Annotated in this window: 14 protein-coding genes; 3 read left to right on the forward strand and 11 right to left on the reverse strand. The window is 67.8% G+C overall.

Features of this window, described 5'->3' with window-relative positions; genetic code table 11:
- Window positions 1–76: 76 nt before the first annotated feature.
- The 9 genes from ACSVDD_RS07560 to ACSVDD_RS07600 all read right to left on the reverse strand — a co-directional run bounded on the left by ACSVDD_RS07560 (window position 77) and on the right by ACSVDD_RS07600 (window position 7,652).
- The gene (locus ACSVDD_RS07560; protein ID WP_448188718.1) at window positions 77–862 is read right to left on the reverse strand and encodes a DODA-type extradiol aromatic ring-opening family dioxygenase; all 786 of its coding nucleotides are present in this window, start codon (window positions 860–862) and stop codon (window positions 77–79) included.
- Between the two features lie 121 nt (window positions 863–983).
- Window positions 984–1,466, reverse strand: coding sequence for a F0F1 ATP synthase subunit B family protein (locus tag ACSVDD_RS07565; protein ID WP_448188719.1), 483 nt, complete (start codon window positions 1,464–1,466; stop codon window positions 984–986).
- The gene (locus ACSVDD_RS07570) at window positions 1,466–2,107 is read right to left on the reverse strand and encodes a F0F1 ATP synthase subunit B family protein (protein ID WP_448188720.1); all 642 of its coding nucleotides are present in this window, start codon (window positions 2,105–2,107) and stop codon (window positions 1,466–1,468) included. Before ACSVDD_RS07570 ends, ACSVDD_RS07565 begins: the two co-directional genes overlap by 1 nt.
- 157 nt (window positions 2,108–2,264) lie before the next feature.
- Window positions 2,265–2,489: an ATP synthase subunit C family protein gene (locus ACSVDD_RS07575; RefSeq protein WP_448188721.1), complete on the reverse strand. Its 225-nt coding sequence runs from the start codon at window positions 2,487–2,489 to the stop codon at window positions 2,265–2,267.
- 63 nt (window positions 2,490–2,552) lie between these two features.
- Window positions 2,553–3,296 carry a F0F1 ATP synthase subunit A gene (locus tag ACSVDD_RS07580; RefSeq protein WP_448188722.1) on the reverse strand — a complete coding sequence of 248 codons (744 nt, stop codon included), beginning with the start codon at window positions 3,294–3,296 and terminating at the stop codon, window positions 2,553–2,555.
- A gap of 13 nt (window positions 3,297–3,309) precedes the next feature.
- Window positions 3,310–3,672 carry an AtpZ/AtpI family protein gene (locus ACSVDD_RS07585; RefSeq protein ID WP_448188723.1) on the reverse strand — a complete coding sequence of 121 codons (363 nt, stop codon included), beginning with the start codon at window positions 3,670–3,672 and terminating at the stop codon, window positions 3,310–3,312.
- Window positions 3,673–3,867: 195 nt separating this feature from the next.
- A complete protein-coding gene (locus ACSVDD_RS07590; RefSeq protein ID WP_448188724.1) occupies window positions 3,868–4,467 on the reverse strand; it encodes an SCO family protein in 600 nt (199 codons plus the stop codon).
- A gap of 68 nt (window positions 4,468–4,535) precedes the next feature.
- The gene (locus tag ACSVDD_RS07595; RefSeq protein WP_448188725.1) at window positions 4,536–6,677 is read right to left on the reverse strand and encodes a bacteriohemerythrin; all 2,142 of its coding nucleotides are present in this window, start codon (window positions 6,675–6,677) and stop codon (window positions 4,536–4,538) included.
- A gap of 210 nt (window positions 6,678–6,887) precedes the next feature.
- Window positions 6,888–7,652 carry a PhoH family protein gene (locus ACSVDD_RS07600; RefSeq protein WP_448188726.1) on the reverse strand — a complete coding sequence of 255 codons (765 nt, stop codon included), beginning with the start codon at window positions 7,650–7,652 and terminating at the stop codon, window positions 6,888–6,890.
- A 710-nt stretch (window positions 7,653–8,362) separates the two neighbouring features.
- On the opposite strand from ACSVDD_RS07600, the gene minC reads away from it, so the two are divergent.
- The 3 genes from minC to minE are packed head-to-tail and all read left to right on the forward strand — an operon-like array spanning window position 8,363 to window position 10,410.
- Complete coding sequence (minC, locus tag ACSVDD_RS07605) at window positions 8,363–9,109, forward strand: septum site-determining protein MinC (protein ID WP_448188727.1); 747 nt, start codon at window positions 8,363–8,365, stop codon at window positions 9,107–9,109.
- A 48-nt stretch (window positions 9,110–9,157) separates the two neighbouring features.
- On the forward strand, window positions 9,158–9,973 hold the full coding sequence (gene minD / locus ACSVDD_RS07610; RefSeq protein ID WP_448188728.1) for a septum site-determining protein MinD: 816 nt from the start codon (window positions 9,158–9,160) through the stop codon (window positions 9,971–9,973).
- Window positions 9,970–10,410, forward strand: a complete 441-nt coding sequence (gene minE, locus ACSVDD_RS07615) for a cell division topological specificity factor MinE (protein WP_448188729.1) — start codon at window positions 9,970–9,972, stop codon at window positions 10,408–10,410. The genes minD and minE overlap by 4 nt, the downstream gene beginning before the upstream one ends.
- Window positions 10,411–10,431: 21 nt before the next feature.
- Here the strand turns inward: minE and ACSVDD_RS07620 are convergent, their stop codons facing one another.
- Window positions 10,432–11,397 (reverse strand): glucokinase, encoded by a 966-nt coding sequence (locus tag ACSVDD_RS07620; RefSeq protein WP_448188730.1) that lies wholly within the window; start codon window positions 11,395–11,397, stop codon window positions 10,432–10,434.
- The gene (gene otsA, locus ACSVDD_RS07625) at window positions 11,394–12,791 is read right to left on the reverse strand and encodes an alpha,alpha-trehalose-phosphate synthase (UDP-forming) (protein ID WP_448188731.1); all 1,398 of its coding nucleotides are present in this window, start codon (window positions 12,789–12,791) and stop codon (window positions 11,394–11,396) included. Before otsA ends, ACSVDD_RS07620 begins: the two co-directional genes overlap by 4 nt.
- Window positions 12,792–13,021 lie beyond the last annotated feature (230 nt).

Genomic DNA, 13,021 nt, shown 5'->3' on the forward strand with positions numbered 1-13,021 from the left:
AGCGGGGAGTGTAGCGGTATGAAGGCGGTTAAGAAACAGACAAGTACGGGACAATCCCTGCCTGTGCCGAAACTGGTCAGGAACTGTGGAAGGCGTACGCCTGCATCCCGATGCTGCCGTGCTCGAAGCCGGTGTGCAGGCGCTCGGCCCGCGGAGTCGGCCCCGCGGCGCCGAGGGCAACCGGCAGCGGCAGGAAATGCTCGTCGGTCGGGTGGGCGAGGCGCGCCTCCGGGCAGCGCTCCTTCCAGTGGGCGACGGCGTCCACGTCACCGGCGGTCAGCGCAGTGTCCAGCCAGCGGGCGAACGCGTCGGCCCACGGGGCGGCATCGGTGGCGCCGAAGCGGAAGTCGCGCAGATTGTGGACGGCGCCGCCGCTGGCGAGGATCAGCACGTTCTGGTCGCGCAGCGGCGCCAAGGCGCGGCCCAGCGCGATGTGGTCGGCCGCGCTGCGGCGCGGCTGCACGGAGAGCTGCGCCACGGGGATGTCGGCCTGCGGGTACATCAGCATCAGCGGCACCCAGGCGCCGTGGTCCAGGCCCTGCTCCGGGTCGGTGCTCCCGGCGATGCCGGCGTCCCGCATCAGGCCGAGCGCCGTGTCTGCCAGCTCCGGCGCGCCGGGGGCGGGGTAGCGCATCTCGTAGAGCGCGCTGGGGAAGCCGTAGAAATCGTGCACCGTCTGCGGTTGGGTGGCGCCGCTGACCGCGGGCGCCGCCGTCGTCCAGTGCGCGGAAACCGCCAGCACCGCCGAGGGTCGGCCAAGCCGCTCGCCCAAGCCGGCGAGGAAGGCGCGGCCGGGCGAGTCCTCGATGATCAGCGTCGGCGCGCCGTGCGAGACGAAAACGGTGGGGAAGGGGGCGGTCATGGCGAGTCTCCGTTACGGGCCCCTGCGCAACAGGGGGCAATCTCGAAGACGAATATGGGCAAAGAAAAACCCCGGCACAAAGGCCGGGGTTCTCGAAACACCGTTGCCTGAGGGGCAACGATCAGTGCAGATGCCGGGGCAGGTCGGCGATCGACGCCTCGATCAGCTTGTCGGCCTGGGCGGGCTGGATGCCCTGGCTGAGCAGCTGGCGGCTGGCGGCGATGGCGATGTCCACCGTCAGGTTGCGGACCTCGGCGATCGCCTGGGCCTCGGCCTGGGCGATGCGGTCCATGGCCTGCTTCTCGCGGCGCTTGAGGGCGCTGGCCAGATCCGTGGTGGACTGGGCGCGGATGCGCTCGGCCTCCTCACGGGCGTGGGCGACGATGGCCGCCGACTCGCTCAGCGCGTCGGCCTGACGCTTCTGGTAAGCGGCGAGGGTGGCCTGGGCGTCCTCGCGAAGGCGCTGGGCCTCGTCGAGTTCGGCGCGGATCTTCTCGGCGCGGGCGTCCAGCATCGAGCCGATGGCGGCCGCTGCCTTCTTCCACACCAGCGCCATGAAGACGACGAACGCGATGGCAACCCAAAATTCAGGGGCTTTGAGCATCAGCGGCGCTCCTCGATGACGGCGGCGACGGCGGCCTCGGCCTGGGCCGGGTCGGCGTCGATGCCCGCCAGCTTGGAAGCGATCTCGCGGACGATGCCGGCGGCTTCACCGCGGACATTGGTCAGCGCCTGCTCCTTGGCGGCGTTGATGCGCGTCTCGGCCTCACGCAGGCGGTCGGCGATCTGCGCGTTCAGCGACGACTGCTTGGCCTGGTTGTCGGCTTCGATGGCGGCGACGGTCTCGGCGATCACCGCCTGGGCCTGCGTGCGGGCCTCGGCGAGCGCCTTGTCGACGGTCGCCATGACGCCCTCGGCCTCTTCCTTGAGGCTGGCGGCCTTGGACAGGTCGCGGGAAATGCGCTCCTGGCGCTCTTCCAGCACCTGCGCCACGACCGGCAGAGCCTTCTTGGACAGCAGGTAGTAGAGGGCGCCAAAGCTGAGCGCCAGCCAGAAAATCTGGGTCGGGAAAGTGGCGGGATTGAGCTGAGGCAGGCCGCCAGCGGCGTGCTCGCCCCCGTGTTCGGCCGCGTTCTGCGCGGTCGCCGCGAGGACGGGGGCGGCCATCGCGGTCAGCGCAACGAGCGAGGTGCCCGCAACGCCCGACCAGCGGGCCAGCCGTCCCTTGGCCAACAGGTTCGACATGATCGGTCCCCCAAGGCAAAGGTACGACGCCGTCATGCCCCTTGGTAACAGGCCCCGTATCAACGGAGACTTCCGTGGGCCGAAGCCCACGGAAGTCCGTCGATCCGGAACTGGAGCCGGCGCCGCTTCAGAAGCGAAAGTCGCGTCTGGACGAGCCTTAGGCGAACAGGATCAGGAACGCGATCAGCAGGGCGAACAGCGCGACGGCTTCCGTCAGCGCGAAGCCCAGAATGCCGATCGGGAACACCTTGGGCTGCACCGCCGGGTTACGGGCGATGGCGCCGATCAGCGTCGAGAAGATGTTGCCGATGCCCATGCCGACGCCAGCGAGGGCGATGACAGCCAGACCGGCGCCGACGAACTTTGCGGCTTCAGCTTCCATGATACTCATTCCTCTTCTGAAGGGTGAACTGTGATGAAGGGTAAAGGGATGACCGCTCGGCTCTCAGTGCAGTTCGAGAGCGTCACGGATGTAGAGGCAGGTCAGGATCGAGAAGACGTACGCCTGCAGGAACGCGACCAGGAATTCGAAGCCGGTGAGCGCCACGTTGATGGCGATCGGCACGATGCCCGCCAGGAAGCCGACCGCGCCCAGGCCGCCGATCATCATGACGGTGAAGCCGGCGAACACCTTCAGCATGGTGTGGCCCGCCATCATGTTGGCGAACAGTCGGATGGACAGGCTGACCGGGCGCATCACGTAGGAGATCACCTCGATCGGGATGAGGATCGGGGCAAGCGCCACCGGAGCGCCGTGCGGCATGAAGAAGGAGAAGAAGTGCAGGCCGTGCTTCATCAGCGCCAGCACCGTCACGAACACGAACACCGTCAGCGCCATCGCGAAGGTCACGATGATGTGGCTGGTGAAGGTGAAGGTGTAGGGGATCATGCCCAGCATGTTGCCGAACAGGATGAACATGAACAGCGTGAACACGAACGGGAAGTACGGCTTGGCGTCGTGCCCGGCGTTCTCGCGGACCATGCCGGCGACGAACTCGTAGAACATTTCGGCCAGCGACTGCAGGCGGCCGGGGATCAGCGCCCGCTGCTTCATGCCCGTGGTCAGCAGGTAATAGACCAGCGCCGACGCGACAACCATGAACAGCGCCGAGTTCGAGAACGACACGTCGTACCCGGCGATGACGAGTTGCATGATGGGGTTGATCTGGAATTGGTGCAGCGGATCCACAGGTCGTCCTCGCTCAATGTCCGTCGCCGTTGGGGCGCTCTGGGTCTTCCTTGTCGACCCGGCGGTAGCCGGGAGCTAGCCCGAGCCCTGAGACGGCCCGGTAGACGTTCAAAATTCCTGCCGCAGAGCCCAAAAAGAACATAACCACCAGGCCCCACGGTGCTGTACCAAGCCAGCGGTCGATCAGCCAGCCGCCGCCGACGCCAACAATCATCGCAGCGACCAACTCCACGCCGATCCGCCAGGCGACCCCGATGGGGCCTTGCGGGGCACCGGCGAACCGGCTTGGCCTGGAGTGTTGCTCCTGACCTTCCCGCGCCTTGCGCAACCGTGCATCGAGCTCTTCCAGCGAGGGGGGAGGCTTCCGGTCGGTCATACCGTTTCCAGTTCTCCCATTCGCTTGCCACCATGCGAAAGCGGCGAGACCATACGGACAGGGCTCTACCCTGTCAAGAAGCAAAACCCTTATGACAAGTGCTTGAAAAAGCTGCCGTTCCCAATTCGCTGCATGGTTTCGCGCGAGGATTCGCCACGGCTGAGCCTTCGCTGCTGCGGAATCCGCCCCCCGGCGTCAATTACCGATGCGCTTCTTGATGTCGCCGGCCATCTTTTCCGGGCCGGTGCCGCCGGGGAACACGGCGACGAATTTGCCGTCCGGACCCATCAGATAGATGAAGCTGGAGTGGTCCATCAGATAGCCCTCGCCGCCGCTGCCGGGCGCCTTGGCGGCGTATACGCGGTACTCGCGCGCCACCGCGCGGATCTGCTCGGGCGTGCCGGTCAGGCCGACCAGACGGGGGTGGAACAGCGCCACGTACTCCGCCAGATGCGCCACCGTGTCGCGCTCCGGGTCGATGGTGATGAACAGCGGCTGGACGCGCTCCGCCGTCGGCCCCAGCGCGTCGAGCGCCGCCGCCATGGTGCTCAGTTCGGTCGGGCAGACGTCCGGGCAGAACGTGTAGCCGAAATAGATCAGCAGGTGCTTGCCGCGGTAGTCGGCGTCGCTGACCGCCTTGCCGGTGTGGTCGGTGAGCTGGAACGGCCCGCCGACCGAGGCGGCGGTGGTCTCCACCTGATGGGTGGCGTGCTGGACCTGCCACCACGCGATGCCGGCGGCAAGGGCGAGTCCGACGAGGGAGGCGAGCGCGATGCGCAGGAGACGGGCGTTCATGCCGACCAATGAAGGCGCTCATGCGGTCAAGGTCAAGGGGGTGCGCCGCCGGCCTCGTGTCACGCCGACTATGCCGCCTTCGGCCTCGCCGTCCGCTCCAGATACTCGCCGAAGCGTTTGTCGTGCTTCTGGATGTGCTCGCGCAGCCAGTCGCTCACCAGGCGCAGCAGGTCGTCGCCGGCCGAAGGGGCGTGGCCGCCCTTGACGCGCTCGCCCAATTCCAGCCCGCGGGCCTTCAGCGCCTCGTGCTGCGCGATGTGCTCGGCTAGGGCCGGGTAGGCCGTGTCCCGCATCATCTGCTCCTCGTGGCCGAAGTGCAGGGTGGTGTAGGCGAGCAGCTGCTCGACCACCTCGCCGACCACGCCGGACGAGCGGCCCTTGCGGACGTTCTCGTGCACGCGGTTGAGGAGGCCGACCAGGATCATGTGGTCGTTGTCGATGTCGTCGTTGCCCATGGCCAGATCCTCGGTCCAGGGCATGTACAGTTCGGAGCCGGAGCTGGCGTACAGATCGGCGATGCCGGCGGCGTTCACCGCCTCGACGCTGATCAGGAAGCTGTCCACCACCGACTTCAGGGAGTCCGCCTGCGCCGTCAGGCTCTGCGCCGCGGTCAGCACGTGCTTGGCGGCGTGTTCGGTCTCCAGCGCCGCGTCGGAGACGTTGCCGATGCTGGCCGACACCTGCTCGGTGCCCTGCGCCGCCTCGTTGGCGGAGCGGGCGATTTCGCCGGTGGCGGCACCCTGTTCCTGCACCGCGGCGGCGATGGAGGTGCCGATCTCGTCGCTCTGGCCGATGATGCCGGTGATCTCGCGGATCGCCGCGACCGCCGACGCGGTGGCCTGCTGCACGCCGGCGATCTGCTGGGCGATCTCCTCGGTGGCGTGGGCGGTCTGGGTGGCGAGGTTCTTCACCTCGCCGGCGACCACGGCGAAGCCCTTGCCGGCTTCCCCGGCGCGCGCCGCCTCAATGGTGGCGTTCAGCGCCAGGAGGTTGGTCTGGCTGGCGATCGAGGTGATGAGGTCGGCCACCTCGCCGATGCGCCGGGTGGCGTCGCCCAGATTGGCGATCTGCGTGTTGGCGCGCTCCGACGCCTCGACGGCCTGACCGGAAATCTGCGCGTTCACCGTCACCTGATGGCTGATCTCTGAGATGGCGCCGGACAGTTCTTCGGCCGCCGCTGCGACGGTGTGCACGTTGACCGTCGCCTGCTGCGAGGCGCCGGCGACCGAGGCCGCCTGCTGCATGTTGCGGTCGGCGGTGTCGGACAGACTCACGGCCGTCCGCTCCAGCCCCTCCACCGCCTCGGTGACGGCGGCGATCATGTTGGTCACCGTGTTGTCGAAATTGTCGGTCAGCCGCTCCAGCGCGCGGGCGCGCTGCTCGGTGACGCGGTGTTCGAACTCCTGGCGTTCCCAATGCTCCTTGAGCGACACCTGATGGCCGCGGAACACCTCCACCGTGCGGGCCATGACGCCCAGCTCGTCGCCTCGGTCCTGGCCGGGCACCTCGAAGTCGGTGTCGCCTTCGGCGAGTCGCAGCATGATGGCGGTGGTGGAGCGCACCGGCCGCACGATGCCGCGGCTGATGAACAGCGCCACCGAGACGCCGAGCAGCGTCACCAGCGCGCCGATGCCGCCCAGCCGCAGCGCGGCGCTCCAGAACGCCGCCTCCACGTCGTCGATGTAGATGCCCGAACCGATCACCCAGCCCCAGGGCTGGAAGCCGCGCACGTAGGTCAGCTTCGGCACCGGCGCCGAGGAGCCGGGCTTCGGCCACCAGTAATCGACGAAACCCTCGCCGTCGCGCCGCACCGTTTCGGCGAAGGCGACGAACAGCTTCTTGCCGTTGGGGTCGGCGTTCTGCGACTGGTCCTTCCCGTCCAGTTCCGGCTTGATCGGGTGCATGATCATGCGCGCGGACAGGTCGCTGATGAAGAAGTACTCATCGGCGCCGTAGCGCATGGCGCGCAGCGCGTCCTTGGCGGCGACCTGCGCCTGTTCGGTCGTCAGCGTCCCCTGGCGGGCCAGCGTCTCGTAGCGGGCGACGAGGCTGTAGACCGTCTCGACGACGCTGCGCGTCTTGTCCTGGCGGTCCTTCATCATCTCGGAGCGCAGGCTGAACAGGCTCAGTGCCAGCACCAACACCAGACCCAGCGCCGACAGGGCGAGGATGACGGAAATCTTTCCCTTGATGCTGATGCGCTCGAACATGACCGCGCTCTCCCCGACTGCGGAACGGGCCGATGTCCGGCGATTCCATAACAAATTGTTAGCAATGATTATGGGGCATACGAACCGGAAGGGAAGGCGACAGCCTGTCGCAGTGGTAGAGCGTGGATGTGGTATTACCACTCAACGGTGGCGTATGGGGCGCCGGCCGGGCTGCGCGGGGCGGCCCGGCCGGCGCCCGTCAACGGTACCTCACAGCACCGTCAGCATGCTGGCGACCAGCGGGTGGCGGACGATGTCGGTTTCGGCCAGACGGACCACCGCGATGCCCTCGACCGCTTCCAGGCGGCGCCCGATGTCGGACAGGCCGGAGAGGTTGTCCAGGAGATCTGTCTGGTCCGGGTCGCCGGTCAGCACCATGGTCGAGTGCCAGCCCAGCCGCGTCAGCAGCATCTTGATCTGCGCGTAGGTGCAGTTCTGCGCCTCGTCGATCACCACGAAGGCGTTGTTCAGCGTGCGCCCGCGCATGAAGCCGACCGGCGCGATCTCGATGGTGCCGTCCTGCATGAGCTGGCGCAGGCGCTTGCTGCCCAGCCGGTCGGAGAGCGCGTCGTAGAGCGGGCGCAGGAAGGGCGCCATCTTTTCATGCATGTCGCCGGGCAGGTAGCCGATGCTCTCGCCGGCCTCGATGGCCGGGCGGGAGAGCACGATGCGGTCCACCTTGCCGGCATCCAGGGCCTCGACGGCGGAGGAGATGGCCAGATAGGTCTTGCCGGTGCCGGCCGGGCCGAGCGCCACGATCAGATTGTGCGCGGCGATGGCGTCGAGAAGCACCTTCTGGTTCGGGCTGCGCGGCTTGACCTTGGCGAGATAGCTCTGGTCGCGGCGGTCGTCCCCGATCCCGCCCCCTATCCCCGGCCCGTTCAGCGGGTCCCAGGCGCTGTTCGGGAACAGCGGGTGGACCTTGGTGTCGGACACCTGCGCGGCCGCACTGCCCTTGCTCTGTCGCTTGGCCATGTCGCTCTCCTCAAGTCGTGGGGATGGGCGGTTCGCGCCGGGCACAAAAAAACCTCCCCATGGGGGAGGTTCGCGGTCGTGCGTGCGATGAAGCGTGCCCGGCGTAGGCTTGCCGTTGCGAGGCCGGCGCCCGGACTGTCGAGGCCGCCTGGGGCCGCGATGATGGATAAGGGCGTCGTCGAAAAGGAATGGTGCAAGCCGGAGTCCTCTTTCGGAAGCGGTGCCTCGCAACACGAACCTTACCCTTGGGAACGGCCGATGTCAGCCGAAGTTGCGGCCTACGTAAAAATTTCATACAAGATGTTGTGGATAGGACGCACGGTGCGACGTGTCGCCGCTGGTGGTGTTCCGCGGCGCAAAGGATGTGCCCGAAAGAGGCGGCGCGTGGCCTTTGTCCATCTGGATGCGGCCGGATCTGCCCGCAGGAAACCCTTTACCCACAAGATCGGGTTAAGTTACTATACTTTGTGGTGAGGAGCTTCCTCAGCCCAACACGTTGGCAGCGCCGACGGATTGCCCTGCCTGGAACGGCGGGCGGCCGGTCGGGTGCGGCCTATGACGTGTGCGCAGGGCTGATGGTTGTCACTCGCCCCGGGCACGGTGACACTTGAACCGGGCCGTCACGCATCGCTAGAAGGTGGCTGGCTCGCCGGCCGCTCGGCGGTGCTTGGTTCCGTTGGGCAGTTTTAGGATCGGCAACGCATGTCAGGATGGTGGCGGTGAGCAGCGCCAATCAGGTCACCGAACGGGACGCGCCGTTCCAGTTGCGGGGCAACTCCTTCACCATGATGGTGCTGAAGGTGCTCGACCCGGCGTCGCCGAATTTCTTTGCCGCACTCGCCGGCAAGGTGCGTCAGGCGCCCAACTTCTTCCGCCACGCGCCCATCGTGCTGGACTTCGACGAGCTGCCGGCGAACGCCGGGGCGTTCGACGTCGCGGGCTTCGTCGCCAAGGTGCGCGAGCAGTACCTGCTGCCCGTCGGCTTCCAGGGCGGCCCGGCCGCGGTGCAGGAGCAGTCCATGGCGCTCGGCCTCGTGCCGATGCCCACGGGGCGCGCCACCAAGCTGGAACTCGCCCGCCCGGTGGACAGCTCGGGCCAGCCCGTGGCGCCGCCGCCGGAGCCGGTGTACCGCCCGGCCCTGGTGGTCAGCGAGCCGGTGCGTTCGGGCCAGCAGATCTACGCGCAGGGCACCGACCTCGTCATCGCGGCGCCGGTCAGCCACGGCGCCGAGGTGCTGGCGGACGGCAACATCCATGTCTACGGCGCGTTGCGCGGCCGCGCGCTGGCCGGCATCTCCGGCGACAACAACGCCCGCATCTTCTGCCAGAGCCTCGAAGCGGAGGTGGTGTCCATCGCCGGCCTCTACCGCGTCAGCGAGGATCTGGACCAGTCGCTCATTAAGAAGGCCGTGCAGATCCGATTGGACGACGGCTTTCTTCACATCGCACCACTTTGACCCGCACGGGTCAGGCGTCGGAAACTCTAGCTTCGTAGGAGAGGCTCGTTGGGCAAGATCATCGTCATGACTTCCGGCAAGGGCGGCGTCGGCAAGACGACGTCGTCCGCCGCTTTCGCGACCGGACTCGCCTTGCGCGGCTTCAAGACAGTCGTCATCGACTTCGACGTCGGCCTGCGCAATCTCGATCTGGTGATGGGCTGCGAGCGCCGCGTGGTGTTCGACTTCATCAACGTCATCAACGGCGAGGCGAAGCTCAACCAGGCGCTCATCAAGGACAAGCGGGTCGACAACCTGTACATCCTCCCCACCTCGCAGACGCGCGACAAGGATGCGCTGACCAAGGAGGGCGTGGAGCGCATCCTGGACGAGCTGAGCAAGGACTTCGATTACATCGTCTGCGACAGCCCGGCGGGCATTGAGCGCGGTGCGCTGATGTCGCTGTACTTCGCCGACCACGCGGTGATCGTCACCAACCCCGAGGTTTCCTCGGTGCGCGACAGCGACCGCATCCTGGGCGTGCTGGCCGCCAAGTCGCGCCGCGCCGAGCAGGGCCAGGAGCCGGTCACCCAGCAGCTGCTGCTGACCCGCTACGACCCGGAGCGCGTCGAGCGCGGCGAGATGCTGAAGGTCGACGACGTGCTGGAGATCCTGGCGGTTCCGCTGCTGGGCGTGATCCCCGAGAGCCCGGCGGTGTTGCGCGCCTCCAACATCGGCATGCCGGTCATCCTCGACGAGAACTCCAACGCCGGTCAGGCGTACCTGGACGCGGTCGGCCGCTTCCTGGGCGAGGACGTCGAGCACCGCTTCATCAACGTGCAGAAGAAGGGCCTGTTCAGCCGCCTCCTGCGGAGGACCGCATGAGCATCTTCAACTTCTTCCGTACGGCCCCCAAGGCCTCGGCCGTCCAGGCCAAGGAGCGCCTGCAGATCGTCATGGCGCACGAGCGGGTCGGCCGGACCGGTCCCGACTATTTGCCGATGCTCCAGCAGGAACTGCTGGCGGTGATCGCCAAGTACGTGGACATCGACGCCAACAAGGTCGAGGTGAAGCTCGACCGCGGCGGCGACTGCTCGACGCTGGAGGTCAACATCGAGCTGCCCGGCCGCGAGCAGATCAAGGCTCCGGTCGCCAAGGCCCCCATCGCCAAGGACGCGCCCCCGTCGAAGCCCGCCAACGGCTCGGCCGGCGGTTCTGCCGGTGGTGGTTTGGCCGGCGGCGGTTCCGACAGCGACGACAAGGACCAGCCGAAGTCGGCGGCCAGCGTGCTCACCAACGCCGGCGTGTCGAAACGCCGCTGAGCGGGCGGCGGGCCGCTGGCGTCAGTGCGCCAGCGCCTCGGCCAGCCCGAGGAACGCCGGCAGCTCGTGGGTGATGACGTAGGTGGGGATGGGCGCTAGAAAGTCGTGCATCCGCCCCTTTTCGGCGAAGCGCTTGCGGAAGCGTGAGTGCGCGAACATCGGCCCCAGCTTCGGCACGACACCCCCGGCGATGTAGATCCCGCCGCGCGCCCCGAGCGTCAGCGCCAGATTGCCAGCGACGGTGCCGAGCATGGCGCAGAACATCTCCAGCGCCTCGACGCAGTGCGCCTGCGAGCCGTCCAGGCCCCTGGCGGCAACCTCGGCCGGAGTCAGCTTCGCCGGGTCGCGGCCGTCGATGATCGACAGCGCCTCGTACAGATTGACCAGACCGGGGCCGGACAGCACGCGCTCCACCGAGACGTGGTCGAACGTCTTGCGCAGTTGGCCCAGCACGGCGCTTTCGCGGTCGCTCATCGGCGCCATGGTGGCGTGCCCGCCCTCGCCAGCCAGCGCGGTCCAGCCCCGCGGTCCCGGCACCAGGGCGGACATGCCCAGCCCGCTGCCCGGCCCGAGGATGCCGATGACGGCCTCCGGCTCCGGGCTTCCCTCACCGACCTGGATGCGGTCGGCGGCGCGCAGGCGCGGCACCGACAGCGCCACCGCGGTGAAGTCGTTGATCACCCGAAGCCGCTGCAACCCCAGAGCCCCGCGCACGCCCTCCACCGAAAAGGTCCACGGCAGGTTGGTGATGGCGATGTGGTCGCCGGTGATCGGGCCGGCCACGCAGAACGCCGCCTGCTTCGGCCGCGCGTCCGGGGGCACGGTGCGGAGATAGGCGTCGGCCACGGCCTCCAGCGACGGGAAGTCGGCGCAGCGGAAGACCAGCGAGTCGCGGATTCCGCTGTCGCCGATCAGGCCGAAGCGGGCGTTGGTGCCGCCGATGTCGGCGACCAGCGCCAGTCCGGTGTCTTCCTGTTGCTCAGTCATCCATAGGGCGCTCGCGTCAGGGCGTTCACATAGGCCTCGCGCCACGCGGTGATGTCGTTGCGGCGCAGGGTCGTTATCAGGGCGGCGTGGCGCTCCTTGCGTTCCTCCAGCGGCATCGTCAGCCCACGTTGCAGCGTGTCCGCCACCCCCTCGACGTCATAGGGGTTGACGATCAGCGCCTCCGTCAGCTCCAGAGCCGCACCGGCGAACTCGGAGAGCACCAGCACTCCCGGGTTATGATGATCCTGACACGCCACGTATTCCTTCGCCACAAGGTTCATGCCGTCGCGCAGCGGCGTCACCAGCCCGATGTTGGCCTGCCGGTAGAAGGCGGCCAGGATGCGTCGCCCGAAGCTCTTGTTCAGGTAACGGATCGGCGCCCAGTCGAACTCGGCGAAGCGGCCGTTGATGCGGCCGGACAACTCGGACAGCTCGCGGCGGATGGCGATGTACTCCGGCACGTCCTCGCGCGAGGGTGGGGCGATTTGCAGGAAGGAGACCCGGTTGCAGTGCTCGGGGTAGGATTCCAGCAGCTGCTGGAACGCCTCGAAGCGGTGCGGCAGGCCCTTAGAATAGTCCAGCCGGTCGACGCCGATGATCAGCCGCCGCCCCACCAGGCTCTCGCGCAGCCGCTCGGCGTGGCGCGAGCGCGCCGCGGACTGGGCCACGGCTTCCAGGTTGGCGGTGTCGATGCTGATCGGGAAGGCGCGCGCCAGCAGCGTGCGGCCGAAGGCGCGGATGTGGCAGCCGCCGGCAAAGCCGCGGTCGTCCACCTCGCCGCGCGCCTCGTAGCGGATGTAGTTGACGAAGCAGCGCAGATCGACCTCGGTGTGGAAGCCCACCAGATCGTAGGCGCACAGCTCCTGGATCAGGTCGCGGTGGTTGGGCAGGACCTTCAGCACCTCCGGCGCCGGGAACGGCGTGTGCAGGAAGAAGCCCAGGCGGTGCCCGCAGCCGCGCGTGCGCAACTCGTCGCCCAGCGGGATCAAGTGGTAATCGTGCACCCACACCATGTCGTCGGGGTTCAGCAGCGGCGCCAGACGGTCGGCGAAGTAGCCGTTGACCCGCTGGTAGCCCTCGCGTGTGCGGCGGTTCACCGAGGTCAGGCCGATCCGGTAGTGGAACAGCGGCCACAGCGTCTGGTTGGCGAACCCGTTGTAGTATTCCTCGTAATCGCGCCGGCCGAGGTCGAGCGTGGCGTAGGTGAGGCGGCCGACGTCGGTGCGCGTCGGTTCCAGCTGCGACTCGCCCTCGGTGACGGTGCCGCTCCAGCCGAACCAGATGCCGCCGGTCTTCTTCAGCGCCGCCAGCACGGCAACGGCAAGGCCCCCCGCCGCCTGCTTGCCCTCGTCGACGGGGGCGACGCGGTTGGACACGACGACCAGTCTGCTCACGCCTGGGACTCCCGGTAGCGGTCGGCCGCCGGAACGCCGGGGTGCGCAGCGGCCGTGCCCAGGACAAACGGCGCCCCCGACCGCTTGGTTCCCCGCCGGGGCTTGCCGCCGACCTCTATCCGTTTCGAGTGCCTACTATGTCTTCAGGGGGTTGTGCGGTGCAGCATGTCCTATGTCGAGGGGCGAAGCCCCTACGCCAATGCTCCACGTTAAGCCATTGCCAAGAATGG

It is taken from the genome of Azospirillum terrae (genome assembly GCF_053470425.1).

Excerpts from the sequence above, each read along its gene's own strand:
- ACSVDD_RS07560 (WP_448188718.1), bottom strand. The coding sequence starts at position 862 with ATGACCGCCCCCTTCCCCACCGTTTTCGTCTCGCACGGCGCGCCGACG.
- ACSVDD_RS07570 (WP_448188720.1), bottom strand. The coding sequence starts at position 2,107 with ATGTCGAACCTGTTGGCCAAGGGACGGCTGGCCCGCTGGTCGGGCGTT.
- minC (WP_448188727.1), top strand. The coding sequence starts at position 8,363 with ATGGTGGCGGTGAGCAGCGCCAATCAGGTCACCGAACGGGACGCGCCG.
- ACSVDD_RS07585 (WP_448188723.1), bottom strand. The coding sequence starts at position 3,672 with ATGACCGACCGGAAGCCTCCCCCCTCGCTGGAAGAGCTCGATGCACGG.
- ACSVDD_RS07565 (WP_448188719.1), bottom strand. The coding sequence starts at position 1,466 with ATGCTCAAAGCCCCTGAATTTTGGGTTGCCATCGCGTTCGTCGTCTTC.
- ACSVDD_RS07590 (WP_448188724.1), bottom strand. The coding sequence starts at position 4,467 with ATGAACGCCCGTCTCCTGCGCATCGCGCTCGCCTCCCTCGTCGGACTC.
- ACSVDD_RS07620 (WP_448188730.1), bottom strand. The coding sequence starts at position 11,397 with ATGACTGAGCAACAGGAAGACACCGGACTGGCGCTGGTCGCCGACATC.
- minE (WP_448188729.1), top strand. The coding sequence starts at position 9,970 with ATGAGCATCTTCAACTTCTTCCGTACGGCCCCCAAGGCCTCGGCCGTC.
- ACSVDD_RS07595 (WP_448188725.1), bottom strand. The coding sequence starts at position 6,677 with ATGTTCGAGCGCATCAGCATCAAGGGAAAGATTTCCGTCATCCTCGCC.
- ACSVDD_RS07575 (WP_448188721.1), bottom strand. The coding sequence starts at position 2,489 with ATGGAAGCTGAAGCCGCAAAGTTCGTCGGCGCCGGTCTGGCTGTCATC.
- ACSVDD_RS07600 (WP_448188726.1), bottom strand. The coding sequence starts at position 7,652 with ATGGCCAAGCGACAGAGCAAGGGCAGTGCGGCCGCGCAGGTGTCCGAC.